At 74.7% G+C, this 13,027-nt stretch carries 13 protein-coding genes; 9 read left to right on the top strand and 4 right to left on the bottom strand.

From position 1 onward, the window contains the following. Positions 1–131: 131 nt before the first annotated feature. A complete protein-coding gene (locus WCS02_RS11325; RefSeq protein WP_340293128.1) occupies positions 132–1,343 on the bottom strand; it encodes a Rossmann-fold NAD(P)-binding domain-containing protein in 1,212 nt (403 codons plus the stop codon). 105 nt (positions 1,344–1,448) lie between these two features. Here WCS02_RS11325 and WCS02_RS11320 point away from each other — a divergent pair, with 105 nt between their 5' ends. From WCS02_RS11320 to WCS02_RS11280, 9 genes are all read left to right on the top strand, one after another. Further along, positions 1,449–2,501 (top strand): ABC transporter substrate-binding protein, encoded by a 1,053-nt coding sequence (locus WCS02_RS11320; RefSeq protein ID WP_340293126.1) that lies wholly within the window; start codon positions 1,449–1,451, stop codon positions 2,499–2,501. Positions 2,502–2,622: 121 nt separating this feature from the next. Continuing rightward, the gene (locus tag WCS02_RS11315; protein ID WP_340293124.1) at positions 2,623–4,071 is read left to right on the top strand and encodes a sugar ABC transporter ATP-binding protein; all 1,449 of its coding nucleotides are present in this window, start codon (positions 2,623–2,625) and stop codon (positions 4,069–4,071) included. Beyond that, positions 4,064–5,065 carry an ABC transporter permease gene (locus WCS02_RS11310; protein ID WP_340293122.1) on the top strand — a complete coding sequence of 334 codons (1,002 nt, stop codon included), beginning with the start codon at positions 4,064–4,066 and terminating at the stop codon, positions 5,063–5,065. Before WCS02_RS11315 ends, WCS02_RS11310 begins: the two co-directional genes overlap by 8 nt. Further along, complete coding sequence (locus WCS02_RS11305) at positions 5,062–6,081, top strand: ABC transporter permease (protein ID WP_340293120.1); 1,020 nt, start codon at positions 5,062–5,064, stop codon at positions 6,079–6,081. The genes WCS02_RS11310 and WCS02_RS11305 overlap by 4 nt, the downstream gene beginning before the upstream one ends. Beyond that, positions 6,081–6,812 carry a creatininase family protein gene (locus tag WCS02_RS11300; RefSeq protein WP_340293118.1) on the top strand — a complete coding sequence of 244 codons (732 nt, stop codon included), beginning with the start codon at positions 6,081–6,083 and terminating at the stop codon, positions 6,810–6,812. The genes WCS02_RS11305 and WCS02_RS11300 overlap by 1 nt, the downstream gene beginning before the upstream one ends. Next, on the top strand, positions 6,809–7,627 hold the full coding sequence (locus tag WCS02_RS11295) for a GntR family transcriptional regulator (RefSeq protein WP_340293116.1): 819 nt from the start codon (positions 6,809–6,811) through the stop codon (positions 7,625–7,627). Before WCS02_RS11300 ends, WCS02_RS11295 begins: the two co-directional genes overlap by 4 nt. Beyond that, positions 7,624–9,120 (top strand): FGGY family carbohydrate kinase, encoded by a 1,497-nt coding sequence (locus WCS02_RS11290; protein WP_340293114.1) that lies wholly within the window; start codon positions 7,624–7,626, stop codon positions 9,118–9,120. The genes WCS02_RS11295 and WCS02_RS11290 overlap by 4 nt, the downstream gene beginning before the upstream one ends. After that, positions 9,117–10,061, top strand: coding sequence for a phosphotriesterase family protein (locus tag WCS02_RS11285; protein ID WP_340293112.1), 945 nt, complete (start codon positions 9,117–9,119; stop codon positions 10,059–10,061). The genes WCS02_RS11290 and WCS02_RS11285 overlap by 4 nt, the downstream gene beginning before the upstream one ends. A 31-nt stretch (positions 10,062–10,092) precedes the next feature. Further along, positions 10,093–10,743 carry a bifunctional 4-hydroxy-2-oxoglutarate aldolase/2-dehydro-3-deoxy-phosphogluconate aldolase gene (locus WCS02_RS11280; RefSeq protein ID WP_340293110.1) on the top strand — a complete coding sequence of 217 codons (651 nt, stop codon included), beginning with the start codon at positions 10,093–10,095 and terminating at the stop codon, positions 10,741–10,743. 53 nt (positions 10,744–10,796) lie between these two features. On the opposite strand, the gene WCS02_RS11275 is transcribed toward WCS02_RS11280, so the two are convergent. Genes WCS02_RS11275 through WCS02_RS11265 form a run of 3 tightly spaced genes read right to left on the bottom strand, consistent with a single transcriptional unit; the run spans position 10,797 to position 13,015 of the window. Then, entirely contained in the window at positions 10,797–11,642 is an 846-nt protein-coding gene (locus WCS02_RS11275) for an alpha/beta fold hydrolase (protein ID WP_340293108.1), read from the bottom strand. Positions 11,643–11,678: 36 nt separating this feature from the next. Further along, positions 11,679–12,911, bottom strand: a complete 1,233-nt coding sequence (locus WCS02_RS11270) for an EAL domain-containing protein (RefSeq protein ID WP_340293106.1) — start codon at positions 12,909–12,911, stop codon at positions 11,679–11,681. Then, positions 12,908–13,015 carry a DUF1059 domain-containing protein gene (locus tag WCS02_RS11265; RefSeq protein ID WP_340293130.1) on the bottom strand — a complete coding sequence of 36 codons (108 nt, stop codon included), beginning with the start codon at positions 13,013–13,015 and terminating at the stop codon, positions 12,908–12,910. Before WCS02_RS11265 ends, WCS02_RS11270 begins: the two co-directional genes overlap by 4 nt. Between the last annotated feature and the right edge of the window lie 12 nt (positions 13,016–13,027).

The following is a 13,027-nucleotide window of genomic DNA, read 5'->3' as shown; positions in this document are numbered from 1 at the left end:
CTGCCGGGGCTGCCCGGCCTCCCGGCCGGCGCGGCGGGCGGGACCGTGGCCGCCCTGGCGGTCGTCGGCGGCCTCGGCGCGCTCGGCGCGGGCACGAGTCCGCCCAGGACCACGGGCCCTCGGACCGCCGGTCACGGCACGGAGAGGCCGTCCATCGCGTAGGGGATGCGGTCGAGGACCTCCTGGTCGTACATGCCGTAGGTGTAGAAGTCGACCTGGTCGGCCCCTGCGTCCAGCACGGCCCGCACCTTGTCGCGCAGGTGCGCGCGCGAGCTGGTGTCGGGCCAGCCGGGGCGCAGCACGACCCTGAGCCGGGACCCGCCCACCGCAGCCCGGTACGAGGCCACGTCGGCGTGCAGGCGCGTGGTGTCGACGGTGTAGCCGAGGACCGAGCAGCTGTCGGTCAGGGGGGCCACCGACGAGAGGTCGACGGCGATCCTCCAGCCCTGGGACGCGGCGGCCGGCCCGCTCGGCGCACCGTCGCCGTAGCCGAGGACGGCGCCGGTGAGGTCCATGTAGGACAGCGTGCGACCGTGCCCCCTGACCGTGCGGGCGAGCCGGTCGGCGAGCGCGGTGACCGTCTGCTGCTGGGTGGAGAGGTAGGCGAGGACGTCACCGCCCAGCGTCTCCGCGAGGGCCTCCAGGGTCGCCGGACGGCCGGCCGCGCCGGCGAACGCCGACTGGACCCGCACCCGGGCCGCCGCGGCGACCCGGCCGACGTCCAGCCCCGCGGAGGTCCCGGCGCGGGTGCAGTGCTCGCAGAAGCAGATCCCCAGCACGGCCTCGTCGAGCTCGCTGACCGGCGAGAACGACCGCTCGTGGTGGTGCCCGTGCGCGAAGGTCTGGCCGCTGAGCGCCTCGGCCACGATGTCGAGGCCGCGGGCCGCGATGTCGGCCGCGAGCGCGTCCGCGTAGCCGGCCGCCTCGGGGTTGGACGGGCAGAGGTTGGACAGCAGCCTGTCACCGAAGCAGGTCTCGGAGGCGAGCCGAGGGTGCTCCTCCCCCAGGCTGGTGTTGTGGAGGAAGACCGTCCACGCCTCGACGGGGGCGCCGGTGGCGAGGAGCGCGGCCAGGGCGTCGCGCTGGTCCTGCGGCTGCACGCGGGGCCTCAGCGTCGTCCCGGTCCAGCGGTCCGGGTCCGGCTCGAAGAAGACGCCGTCCTCGCGGTACCGCAGGCGCGGCTTCCGCCCGGCGTGGGGGACGACGTCGCGGGCCTGATGGTAGGCCACGGCCACGACGAGCGTGCCGGCGCCCAGCTCGTCAGAGCGGCGGCGGACGGCGTCCACGCCCTCGTCGAGCAGGTCGCTGGGGAAGACATAGAGCCCGGTGCCTGGTCGCTCCACGGGGGTGCTCCTTCTGTCGTGTCACGTTATGGTCTCGCAGGTTGACGGGTTGACCGGTCAGGTGTCACGTTGGCGGTCCCCGCCACCCCCACGAAAGGGCCCAGCATGATGAACCGGACCAGGCGCGCGAGCGTCCTCGCCGCAGCAGGCGTCGTCTCCGCGCTCGTCGTCACCGGCTGCTCGTCGGGCGAGCCCGACCAGGCGGGGGGCTCGGCGTCGTCCGAGGGCCTCGTCGTCGGCTACGACTCGTATTTCGTCGGCAACACGTGGTCCGCGCAGCTGGAGGCAGAGTTCCTGTCGGCCACCGAGCGCGAGTCCGCGGACATCGCCGACGTGATCGTCACCCAGAGCGAGAACGACGCGCAGACCCAGATCAGCAACGTGCAGTCGATGATCGCCCGCGGCGTCGACGTCATCATCGTCACGCCAATCTCTCCCGAGGGCATCGTGCCCGCGCTGGAGCAGGCTGCGGCTGCCGACATCGAGGTCATCCTCAGCGCGTCCGGTGCCGAGACGGACACCTACACCTCCTACATCAACGTCGACGACACGGACTTCGGGGCGACCGGCGCGCAGTGGCTCGTGGACACGCTCGGGGGGGAGGGCCGCATCGTCGCCCTCAACGGCATCGCCGGCGTGCCGACGAGCGACCTGCGGTACGAGGGCGCCCAGGCCGTCTTCGAGGCTGCCCCCGGGATCGAGGTCGTCTCGGTCATCGACGGCGGCTGGGACCAGGCGACCGCGAAGACGTCCGTCGAGTCGCTGCTCGCTGCGGACCCGGACATCGACGGTGTCTGGTCACAGGGCGGCTCCATGACCCTCGGCGCGATCGAGGCCTTCGAGGCGGCCGGCGTCCCGCTGGTGCCGATGACCGGCGAGGACAGCAACGGCCTGCTCAAGAAGTGGAGCTCCCTCATCGCCGAGGGGGGCACCGGCTTCGACGCGATCGCGGTGGCCAAGCCCACGTGGATCTCCGCCGAGGCCCTGGAGACGGCCATCGCCGCGGCCCGGGGCGAGCAGGTGACCAAGGACAACCTGCTGGAGCCCGAGGTCATCACGTCGGAGAACCTCGACGAGTTCGTCCGCGACGACCTGCCGGACAGCCTGTGGGTCAACACCCGGATGACCGACGAGGAGGTCGTCGCGCTGTTCGGCTAGCCCGTCCCGACGGGACGGCGCGACCACCATCGAGCAGGCCACCGCCCGCCGGCAGGACGACCGCCGGGGGCACGGACAGGGAGACGCCGACGTGCGAGAGCCAGCGGTGACGTGCGAGCACGTGAGCAGGTCGTTCGGGGCGACCCGGGCGGTGCAGGACATCAGCTTCACCATCGCCCCCGGTGAGGTCCTCGCCCTGGTGGGGGAGAACGGCGCCGGCAAGTCGACGCTGATGAACCTCCTCGTCGGCGCGCTCGAGCCCGACACGGGGTCCGTCCGGGTCGCCCCGCCCTCCGGTCCGCACGGGCGTCGTGTCGCGATGGTGCACCAGGAGCTGAGCCTGTTCGACAACCTCACCGTGGCCGAGAACCTCGAGCTGGACCGGGAGGGCGGGGGGGCGGTCGTGTCCGAGCGCGCCTCCCGCGCCTCGGCCCGCTCCGTGCTCGAGCACCTCGGGGTGGACGTCTCCGTGGACGCGACGGTGGGCAGCCTGACCGTCGGGCAGCGTCAGCTGGTCGAGATCGCCAAGGCCGTCAGCGTCTCCCCCACCCTGCTCATCCTCGACGAGCCGACCTCGTCGCTCGAGGGACCGCAGGTCGCCCTCCTGTTCGCGGCGGTCCGGCGGCTGGCCGCGGCCGGGACCGCGGTCGTCTTCGTGTCCCACCGCACCGAGGAGCTCTTCGAGCTCTGCGACCGCCTGCTGGTCATGCGTGACGGCGTGCAGGTGGAGTTCGGCCCGCTCGCCGGCCACACCCGGGCGAGCCTGGTGGAGTCGATGGTCGGGCGCGAGACATCGACGCTCTACCCCGGACGCGCCCCCTCGCTCCCCCCGGAGCCCGAGATCGAGCTGGTGGACGTCAGCCTGGCCGGGCGCCTGCACGGCGTCAGCCTCTCCTTCCCCGCCGGCGCGGTCACGGCGGTCACGGGACTGGACGGGCACGGACAGACGGAGGTCGCCGAGATCTTGGCCGGTGCCACGCGGCCCGCCTCCGGGACCGTCGCCGTCCACGGCGTCCCCGTCCGCTTCTCCGGTCCTCGCGCGGCGGTACGCCGCGGTATCGGCTACGTGCCGCCGGACCGCCGCCTCGACGGTCTGCTGCTGGACGGGTCCGTCGCGGCGAACGCGACCCTCGCGGCAGCACCCCGGGTGCACCCGCGCGGCGTCAGGTCCCCTCGGCGCGAACGGCGCGTCGTCCAGGGGCTCGTGCAGCGGCTGGCCATCAAGGCCTCCTCGCTGCACCAGCCGGTCGTGGAGCTGTCGGGGGGCAACCAGCAGAAGGTCCTGGTCGGCCGTTGGCTGCTCGTCCCGGGGCTCCGGGTCCTCGTGCTCAACGACCCGACGCGGGGGGTGGACGTCGGCTCGCGGGCCCAGATCTACGCCGTCGTCCGGGACCTCGCAGCCAGCGGTGTCGCCGTGGTGCTCGTCTCGACCGACATGCAGGAGACGCTCGGGCTCAGCGACCAGATCTACGTCCTGTACTCCGGCCGGGTGTCCGGCCGTCTGCTGGCCGCCGACGCCACCGAGCGCGACGTCATGCACCACGCCATGGGAGGCGATGCACGTGCCTGAGCTCCTCTCGACGACCGCGAGCCGCTCGGTCCGGCGGGCCGGCCTGCTGTGGTTGCTCGCTGTCGGCCTGGTGGTCGTGGCAGCGGTCGCCGTCCCCGCGTTCCGCACCCCGGTCAGCGTGGGCTCCCTGCTCGCCTCGATGGCGCCGGTGCTGCTCATCGCCACCGGCCAGGCCGTGGCGGTGCTGTCCGGCGGCATCGACCTGTCGGTCGGGGCCGTGGCCGGGCTCACCACCGTGGTGCTGTCGCTGTACCTGGCGGTCCCCGGAGGAGCGCCGGTCGCCCTGGCCCTCGCCCTGGTCGTCGGTCTGGTCGTCGGTCTGCTCAACGGGGCGGGCGTGCTCGCGGGCGTCAACCCGCTGCTCATGACGTTCGCGGCCGCGGGGATCGTGCAGGGGGCAGCCCTGCTGCTGCAGTCCACCCCGGACGCCGCGACACCGTTCGAGCTGGTCCGTGTCCTGGGCACCAGCGTCGGCCCGGTACCCCTCCTGGCCGTCGTCGCCCTGGTCGCGCTCGTGGCCGCGTGGTGGTGGACCAGCCAGAGCAGGCTCGGACGCGTCGTCCAGGCCGCCGGCTACGACCAGCGCACCGCCGTGCGCCTCGGGCTGCCGGTACGGCGGGCCACGCTGGCCGCCTTCGCCCTCTCCGGCCTGTTCGCCGCGCTCGGCGGTGTCGCCATCGTCACCCGTACCTTCACCGCCGACGCCCTGGTCGGCTCGTCCGCGGTGATCGACTCCATCGCCACGGTCCTCGTCGCCGGGATCGCCATCACCGGGGGGGTCGGCTCCGTGCTGAGCGTGCTGCCGGCGGCGGTGGTCGTGGCGGTCGTCGGGCAGGTCATCACGCTGACCGGGACCGACCCCTACTACCAGACCATCTTCAAGGGTGTGCTCCTCCTCCTGGCCATGGGCGTCTACCAGCTGGCCGGGGACGGCCTGCGGGTCCCGTGGCGCCTCGGGCGCCCGGCCCTCGTCCGCCCGGCGGGGCTCGCGTGAGCACCACCACCGCGTCGGGCAGCCGGACGGACCCCCGCTCCCAGAGCCCGTCCGGGAGCGTCGCCGAGACCCTCCGCCGGGTGCCGGCCCAGCTCTGGGTGGCCTACGGCCTGGTGCTCGCCTGCCTGCTCCTGCTGGCCGTCAGCTCCGAGGGGGGCCTCACGCTCCCCCGGCTGCTGCGCATCCTGTCCAACGCGGCCCCGCTGGGCGTGGTCGCCATCGCGCAGACCATCGTCATCGTCAACCGCGGGATCGACCTGTCGGTGGGTCCCGTGATGAACACGGCCGCGATCCTCACCGCCCTGCTCTCCGCGTCGCCGGGCGCCCGCCCGCTGACCACGACGGTCCTCGTCGTCCTCGCGGGCGGCGGCATCGGCCTGCTGACCGGGCTCCTGCTGGCCTTCACGAAGATCCCTCCCCTGCTCGGCACGCTGGCGACGGCCACGGTGATCCAGGGCGTGTACTCCCTGGCGACCAGGGGGCAGCCCCGGGGTTCCGTGCCCGACGGCCTGCGCGACCTCGCCGACGGTCGTGTCCTGGGCTCCCCCGCGTCGGCCTCGCTGCTGGTCTGGCTCGGGCTGCTGGTCGCCGTGGGCGCCGTGCTGGCCCGCACGGTCGCGGGCCAGCGCTTCTACGCCGTGGGCGCGAACCCCCGCGCCGCCCGGCTGTCGGGCGTCCCGGTGCGTGCGCACACCGTCGCCGCCTACTGCGCCTCCGGTGCGCTGGCAGCCGTCGCCGGCATCCTCCTCGTCGCCTACTCGGGCTCGCCGTCCCTGACCGCGGCCGACCCCTACACCCTCAACTCGGTGGTCGCCGCGGTGATCGGCGGGGCGGCGCTGGCCGGCGGGACGGGGAGCATGACGGGCACCTTCGCGGGTGTCGCGGTGCTCGCCCTGCTCACGACCGTGCTGAACTCCTTCTCCGTGCCCTCCCCGGTCCAGCTGGTCGTCAACGGCGCCGTGCTCGTCGCGATGCTGCTGCTCAACAGCCGGCTCACGCGGTCGAGGCGGCGCTGATGACCCGCTGGCAGGACCTCACCTGGCCCGAGGTGCACGGCGCGGTGGCCCGCACCCCGTGGGCCCTGCTGCCGTTCGGTGCCGTCGAGGAGCACGGCCCCCACCTCCCCCTGGGCACGGACGCGCTCGTCGCCGGGTCCCTCGCGAGCCGCGTCGCCGCCGCCGCGGACCTCATCGAGCTGCCGGTCATGCCCTACGGGCAGGTCTGGTCCCTCGAGCACTTCGACGGCAGCCTGTCCGTCAGCGACGACACCCTGGTCGCGCTCGTCCTCGGCGTCGCGGACGGGCTGCGGCGCGCCGGGGTCAAGGGCCTCGTGCTCCTGTCGGCGCACCTCGGCAACGCCGCCGCGCTCAAGAAGGCGACGCGCGCCCTGGAGGAGCGCGGGGGCCTCCCCGCCATCGCCCTCACCTATCCCGGTCTGGCCGCGGTCGCGGCGCAGGTGCGCCAGGCCCCGGAGAGCCACCCGGCCATCATGCACGCCGACGAGCTCGAGACGTCCGTCATGCTCGCCCTCCACCCGGAGGAGGTGTCGATGGACCGGGCCGTGTCGGAGTACCCGGAGTACCCCCCTCACTTCGACGTCGGCGCGGTCCGTTGGGACACCGTCAGCCGGAGCGGCGTGTTCGGCGACGCCACGGCCGCCACCGCGGACACGGGCAGGACGATCGTCGACCACGTCGTCGCGACCGCCGTCTCCGTCATCGACGGCTGGAAGAAGGAGCTGGAGTGAACGACGCCGACCTGCCCGTGTCCAGCCTGAGCCCCCTGGACACCGACTCCCCCGTGGCGCGCTACCGCCAGATCTCGGACCAGCTCGCCACGCTCATGCAGGACACGCGCCCGGGCGCCAGGCTGCCCTCGGAGCACGAGCTGGTCCACCACCTCGGGATCAGCCGGGCCACGGCCACCCAGGCGCTGCGCGACCTGGAGCAGCGGGGGCTGGTCTACCGCCGGCAGGGCCGCGGCACCTTCGTCGCCGACACGGACCGGGCCATCCGCTCCAACCGCCCGGGCACCCTGCCCTCCTTCAGCGAGGACCTGCGCGCCGCAGGGAGGGTGACCAGCGAGCGGGTCATCTCCTTCGCCACGGTCGTGGCCCCGACGGACGTCGCGAGCGCGCTCGCCCTGTCCCGGACCGCCTCCGTCTGGCGCGTGGAGCGGGTCATCGTCAGCGACGGGGAGCCGGTCGTGCACGTGACGTCGTGGCTGCCGCACTCCCACTACCCGCTCCTGGACCCGTCCGCGATCGAGTCCAGCTCGCTCTACGAGCAGCTGGCCGAGGCTCCCGGCTCAGCCGGGCGGCCGTGCTTCGCCGACGAGCAGTGGAGCGCTGCCTCCGCACCGGCCGCCGTCGCCCCCCTCCTGGAGGTGTCCCGGGACGTGCCGGTCATGAGGGTGACCCGCACCGCCTACCTGCACGACCAGGCGCCTGCGGAGTTCGTCGTCTCCTACGTGCGGGGCGAGACGTTCGCGGTGTCCATGAGGATCGACGCCCACAACCACGCCGCGCGCGTCCTGAGCCAGCTCTCGAGCGTGACGCCGTGAGCGCCGGAGAGCCTGCGGAGGGCGGACGGGGCAGCCGCGCGACGGCGCCGGTGGGTCTGGGCATCGACGTCGGGACGACGAGCGTCAAGGTCGTCGCCCTGTCCGCCGAGGGCCGCGTCGTCGCCACGGCGTCCTCCCACCACGGCATCCAGGAGACGGCCGACGGCGTGCAGGCCGACCCCGAGGCGTGGTGGGCGTCCCTGCTGCGCGCCCTCCGCGGCCTCGATGCCGACCTGGCCACGGTCGGGTCGGTCGGCCTCAGCGGCAACATGAGCTCGGTCGTCCTGGTGGCCGACGACCTGTCGGTGGTCCGGCCCGCGATCCTGCTGGCCGACTCCCGAGGCCAGGAGCAGATCGACGCGCTCGACGACGACACCGTCGCGACCATCGTCGAGCACACGGGCAACACGCCCGAGACCGTCTTCTCCCTGGCCACGCTGCTGTGGCTGCAGGCCGAGGAGCCGGCCTCGCTGGCGGCGGCCGCCGCCTGGCTCTCGGCCAAGGACTACCTGCGGGCACGGCTCACCGGCAGGCTGGCCACGGACGTCACGGACGCCTACAACAGCCTCCTCCTCCACGACGGGACCTGGTCCGTCCCTCTCGTCCGCAGCCTTGGTCTCGACCCCGGGCTCTTCCCCCCGGTGCTGGCCAGCGACGAGAGGGCGGGCAGCGTCACCGCGGAGGCGGCGGCAGCGACGGGCCTGCAGCCGGGGACACCCGTGGCGACGGGCGCCGGGGACCTGGCGGCGGCGGTGGCAGGAGCCGGCGGCCTGAGGCCAGGCTCCCTCGCCGTCTCCCTCGGGACCTCGGCGACAGTCCTGGCCGCGGTGGACAGCGCGCGCCTGCCCCCCGCAGCGCTGGGCAGCCTGACGGTGCACCCGACCGCGACCGGCGGGCGGTTCGCGCTCGGTTCGCTCCTCACGGGAGGCCTCGCGCTCAACTGGGTGAGGGGCCTCGCCGGCGCCGGCGCGATCGCCTCGGTGACCCCGGACCCCCAGGACGGGCCCGGGGTCACCTTCCTGCCGTACCTCAGCGGGACAGGCAGCCCGGACTTCGTCGGCGAGGCGCGCGGCACGCTCCTGGGGCTGGCGCCGTCCACCGGCGGCAGCCAGATCACCGCCGCCCTGCTCGAGGCCGTGGCGTTCGACATCGCGGAGCTCGTCGACCTCCTGGGGGCCGACCGCTACGACGCCGTCCAGGTGTCGGGCGGCGGGAGCAACCTGGCCGCCTGGCCCCAGGTGCTCGCCGACGTCCTCGACCTGCCCGTCGCCACGCTGGACGCGCCCGACCTGTCCGCGATCGGTGCCGCCGTGCTCGCGTGGGCCGTGGTGGGCCACAGCTGCCGCGCGGTGACCCCCGGGGCGGTGGTCCGGCCGCGGGGACGGTTCTCGGAGACCTGGCGGCGGCGGCGGGCGCAGCACGCGCTCCTCCGCAGGGCCGTCCTCGACATCTACACGACACCACCAGCATGGGAACGGACGGCACCAGCATGATCCGCACGGTCACCGGCGACATCCACCCCGACGAGCTCGGGTTCACGTACTCCCACGAGCACCTCATGGGCGCGCCGCCGCAGCACAGGCGCACCGACGAGGACCTCGTCATCCTCGACGAGGAGATGGCTCTCTCCGAGGCGCGGGCGGCGACCGCGGTGGGTGTCAGGAGCCTCTACGAGGCCTCTGCCTGGGACTACTCGCGCGACCCCGCCGCCCTGCGCCGCATCGCCCGCGCGAGCGGGCTCAACATCGTCGCCTGCGGCGGGTTCAACAAGGGCGAGTGGTTCGACGACCTGCTGGCGGACCAGAGCACCGAGGAGCTGACCGCGCGGATCGTCGCCGACGTGACGACCGGGATGGACGGCACGGACGTGCTCGCCGGGGCCATCAAGTTCGGGACGAGCTACAACCGCGTGACCCCGGTGGAGGACCGGGTGCTGCGTGCCGCCGCCCGGGCCCACCGCGCGACCGGCGCCGTCCTCCACGGGCACACCGAGACGGGCACCATGGCCCTCACCCAGCTGGACATGCTGGAGGAGGAGGGGGTCGACCTCAACCGTGTCGGCCTCGTGCACCTCATGCGCAACCCCGACCCGTTCGTCCACAAGCAGGTCGCACGGCGCGGGACGTACCTCTGCTACGACGGCTTCGCCAAGATCAAGTACTTCCCGGAGAGCACCCGCATCCAGGTCATCCTCGACGTCGTCGAGGCCGGCCTGGCCGAGCGCATCCTCATCGGGGGCGACCTCGCCCGCAAGACCGACCTCACCGCGTACACGGGGGGACCGGGTCTGCACTACATCGCGGGCGCGTGGTTGCCCCGGTTCCGCGCCGACCTGCTCGAGCGTGGCTACACGGCCGCCGACGTCGACGAGCTCGTGCGCCTCTTCTTCGTGGAGAACCCCAAGCGGTACTTCACCTTCTCCGACCCGTACTGACCGTCCGCACCCGCACCTCGCGAGGAGAACCGTGCCGCACCCCCTCCTGCCCCTCCTCGTCGACGCCGGGGTGGTCGCCACCCTGCGCGCACCCACCGCCGCAGCCGCGCTGGGTGCCGTCGACGCCCTGGTCGCCGGCGGCGTCACGGCGGTCGAGATCACCTACACCACCCCCGACGCCGGCCAGGTCATCGCCTCGGTGCGGCAGCGTCTCGGGGACCGCGTCGTGCTGGGGGCTGGCACCCTGACCACGACGGCGCAGGTGGCCGAGGCCGTCGAGGCCGGGGCCCGTTTCCTGGTCTCGCCGGGCAACGACCCGGAGGTCGTGGACGCGATCGTCGGCTCGGGCGCGCTGTCCATGGTCGGCGCGTTCACGCCCACCGAGGTCCAGCTCCTGGCCAGGAGGGACGTGGACGTCATCAAGTTCTTCCCCGGCAGCCTCGGCGGCCCCCCCGCGCTCAAGGCGCTCCGGGGACCCTTCCCCTCGCTCACCTACATCCCCACGGGCGGCGTCAGCGCGGGGAACCTCGCGGACTGGCTCGCGGCCGGGGCCGTCGCTGTCGGGGCGGGCAGCGAGCTGGTCCCCGCCGCGGCGCTGTCGACCGGCGACTACGCGGCCGTCACCGAGAAGGCCCGGGAGTTCATGGCGGCCCTCGCCGCCGCCCGTGCCCCGGCCGCGTAGCAGGGCGCCCTCCGGGCGGGCCCGGAGCGGACGCCGCCCCGGGCAGGCTGCCCTCAGCCCGCCGCCGTCCTCCCCACGGCGGCCGCGACCGCCGGGTGGAACAGCATCGTCGCGTGGTTCGCCGCCAGGCGTTCCCACATCAGGCCCGGCAGGACGCGGGTCGCCGCGGCGACCGCGGAGTCGGAGAGGAACGGCGGCCTGCGGTCGTCCGTCCCGTGGGCGGCGGCAAGGAGGTGGACCGGTGCGCCCGAGCGGTGCAGCAGGTCCAGCGCCGACGGCCGGGTGAGGCTGTCGACCCCGTCGGCCACCAGGCGCCGGGAGTCGAGCGCGGGGCGGAACCCGTCGCCGTCAGGGCGCAGCACCGCCTCCGACCAGGCCCGGAAGCCCTCGCGCAGGTCCGGGTCGTCCGTCGCCGCACGGCCCTCGGCGGCGGCGGTGTAGCCGTCGACGTCCGGCCAGCGACGGACCAGGCGCCTGGTCAGCACGCCGAAGAGGGCACGGACGACGAGGGGCCGGTGCAGCAGCGAGCGCTCCGGCGGGACGCCGCCGTCCAGCAGCACGGTCCCGGCGGCGCGCGGCCCCAGGAGCTCGACGACCAGCGGCGCGAGGAACGCCCCCATCGAGTGGCCCACCACGACCACGCGCGCCGGCCCGAGCTCGTCCACCACCCGCACGACGGCCTGCGCCAGGCCGGGCAGGCCGGGCGCCGCGGCGACGGCGACCGAGGCGCCTCGCCCGGGCAGGTCGGGGGCGACGACGGCAGCCTCGAGCCGGTCGGCCAGGTCCGCCCAGACCGCCGACGTGCCGGTCAGCCCGTGCAGGGCCAGCACCGCCGTGCCGCCGGCCGGCGTGCTCCCCCAGCGACGCACCCCGAGACCGGCCACGGCATCCGTCGTCACGGCCCCACCGTAGGCGCCCGCGCGGGGTCGCCCCCGCTAGCCCTCGGCGACCGCCGTGAGGCTGGCCACGAGCGCCTCGACCGTGACGACGCCCACGGTGACGCCCTGCGGGTCGGTGACGACCAGGGGGTCGAACCGGTGCTCGGGGTCGCGGGCCATGGCCCGCTGCAGCGCCGCACGGATGTCCTCGCTGGGGCGCACGCGCAGGCTGACGGGGGCGACCCGGAGGCCTCCGGTGGTCGCGACCGGCTGCTGCGGCAGGGCCAGGGCGAGCGGCCAGCCGCCGTGCGCGAGGACCTGGCCCGCACCCGGTCGCAGGTCGGCGACCCGGGCGGGGTCGCGCAGAGCCTCCGCGGGGGAGGTCCCCGACCTGACGGGGACGACGGGCCAGGTGGCCATGGCGGAGGCCACGCTGCCCTGCAGCGCGACGCGGGCGCGCTGGCGGCGCAGCTCGGCGAAGGTGTCGTCGCTGGGGCCGACGGGCTCGGGGCCGGGGCGGCCGGTGAGGTAGCCCTGGACCAGGGGGACGCCGAGCGCGACGACGGCGGCGTACTCCCCCACCGTCTCCACGCCCTCCGCGAGCAGCCAGGCGTCCATGCCGGAGGCCCAGACGCCGAGGACCTCCATGAGCGAGAGCTTGACCGGGTCGGTGTCGCAGCCGCTCACCAGCTCGCGGTCCACCTTGACCAGCTGGGGGCGCAGGTGCGCGATGAGGGCCAGGCCCGCGTAGCCGGCGCCGGCGTCGTCCACCGCGACCGTCCCGCCCGCGGCCCGGATGCCCGCGCACACCGAGGACACCTGGCCGACGTCCTGCATGGCGTCGGTCTCGGTGATCTCGATGATGACCCGGCTGAGGTCGGTGTGCTCGGCCAGCACCTGGGCGACCGCGGCGGTGGTGATGGCGGCCGGGGACACGTTGACGGTGAGGAACGTGTCCGCCGGCAGGCCGGGCAGGCTGCCGAGGGCCTGGCGCAGGGCCAGCGCCTCCAGGTGCGCGCCGAGCTCCAGGCCCTGGGCGGCGGCGAACCAGTCCGCCGGACCCCACCGGCTGCGGGACCCGTCCGCGTCCACGAACCGGGACAGCGCCTCCCAGCCGGCCGCGCGGCCGGTGACGGTGTCGACGATCGGCTGGAACCAGACCGCCAGCCGGTCAGGCGCCGCCAGCACGGCGGCCACGTCCTCGGGGGTCGGGCCGGGAGGGCCGGCGGGCCCGTCGGCCTTCCCCGCGCGGGGCGCCGGGAGGTCCAGGGCCGCGGCCGGCGTGCTCACCCGACCGGGGCGAGGACGGTGGTGATGTTGGCGCGGACGGCGTCGACCACCGTGGCGGGGACCTCGGCCAGGCCGTGGTCGGCGGCGGCGTGGGCGGCCACCAGGGCGAGGATCTC

The sequence above is a fragment of the Aquipuribacter hungaricus genome (assembly GCF_037860755.1).
Taxonomy (GTDB): Bacteria; Actinomycetota; Actinomycetes; order Actinomycetales; family JBBAYJ01; genus Aquipuribacter; species Aquipuribacter hungaricus.
This window is presented reverse-complemented; position numbering and strand designations above follow the sequence as displayed.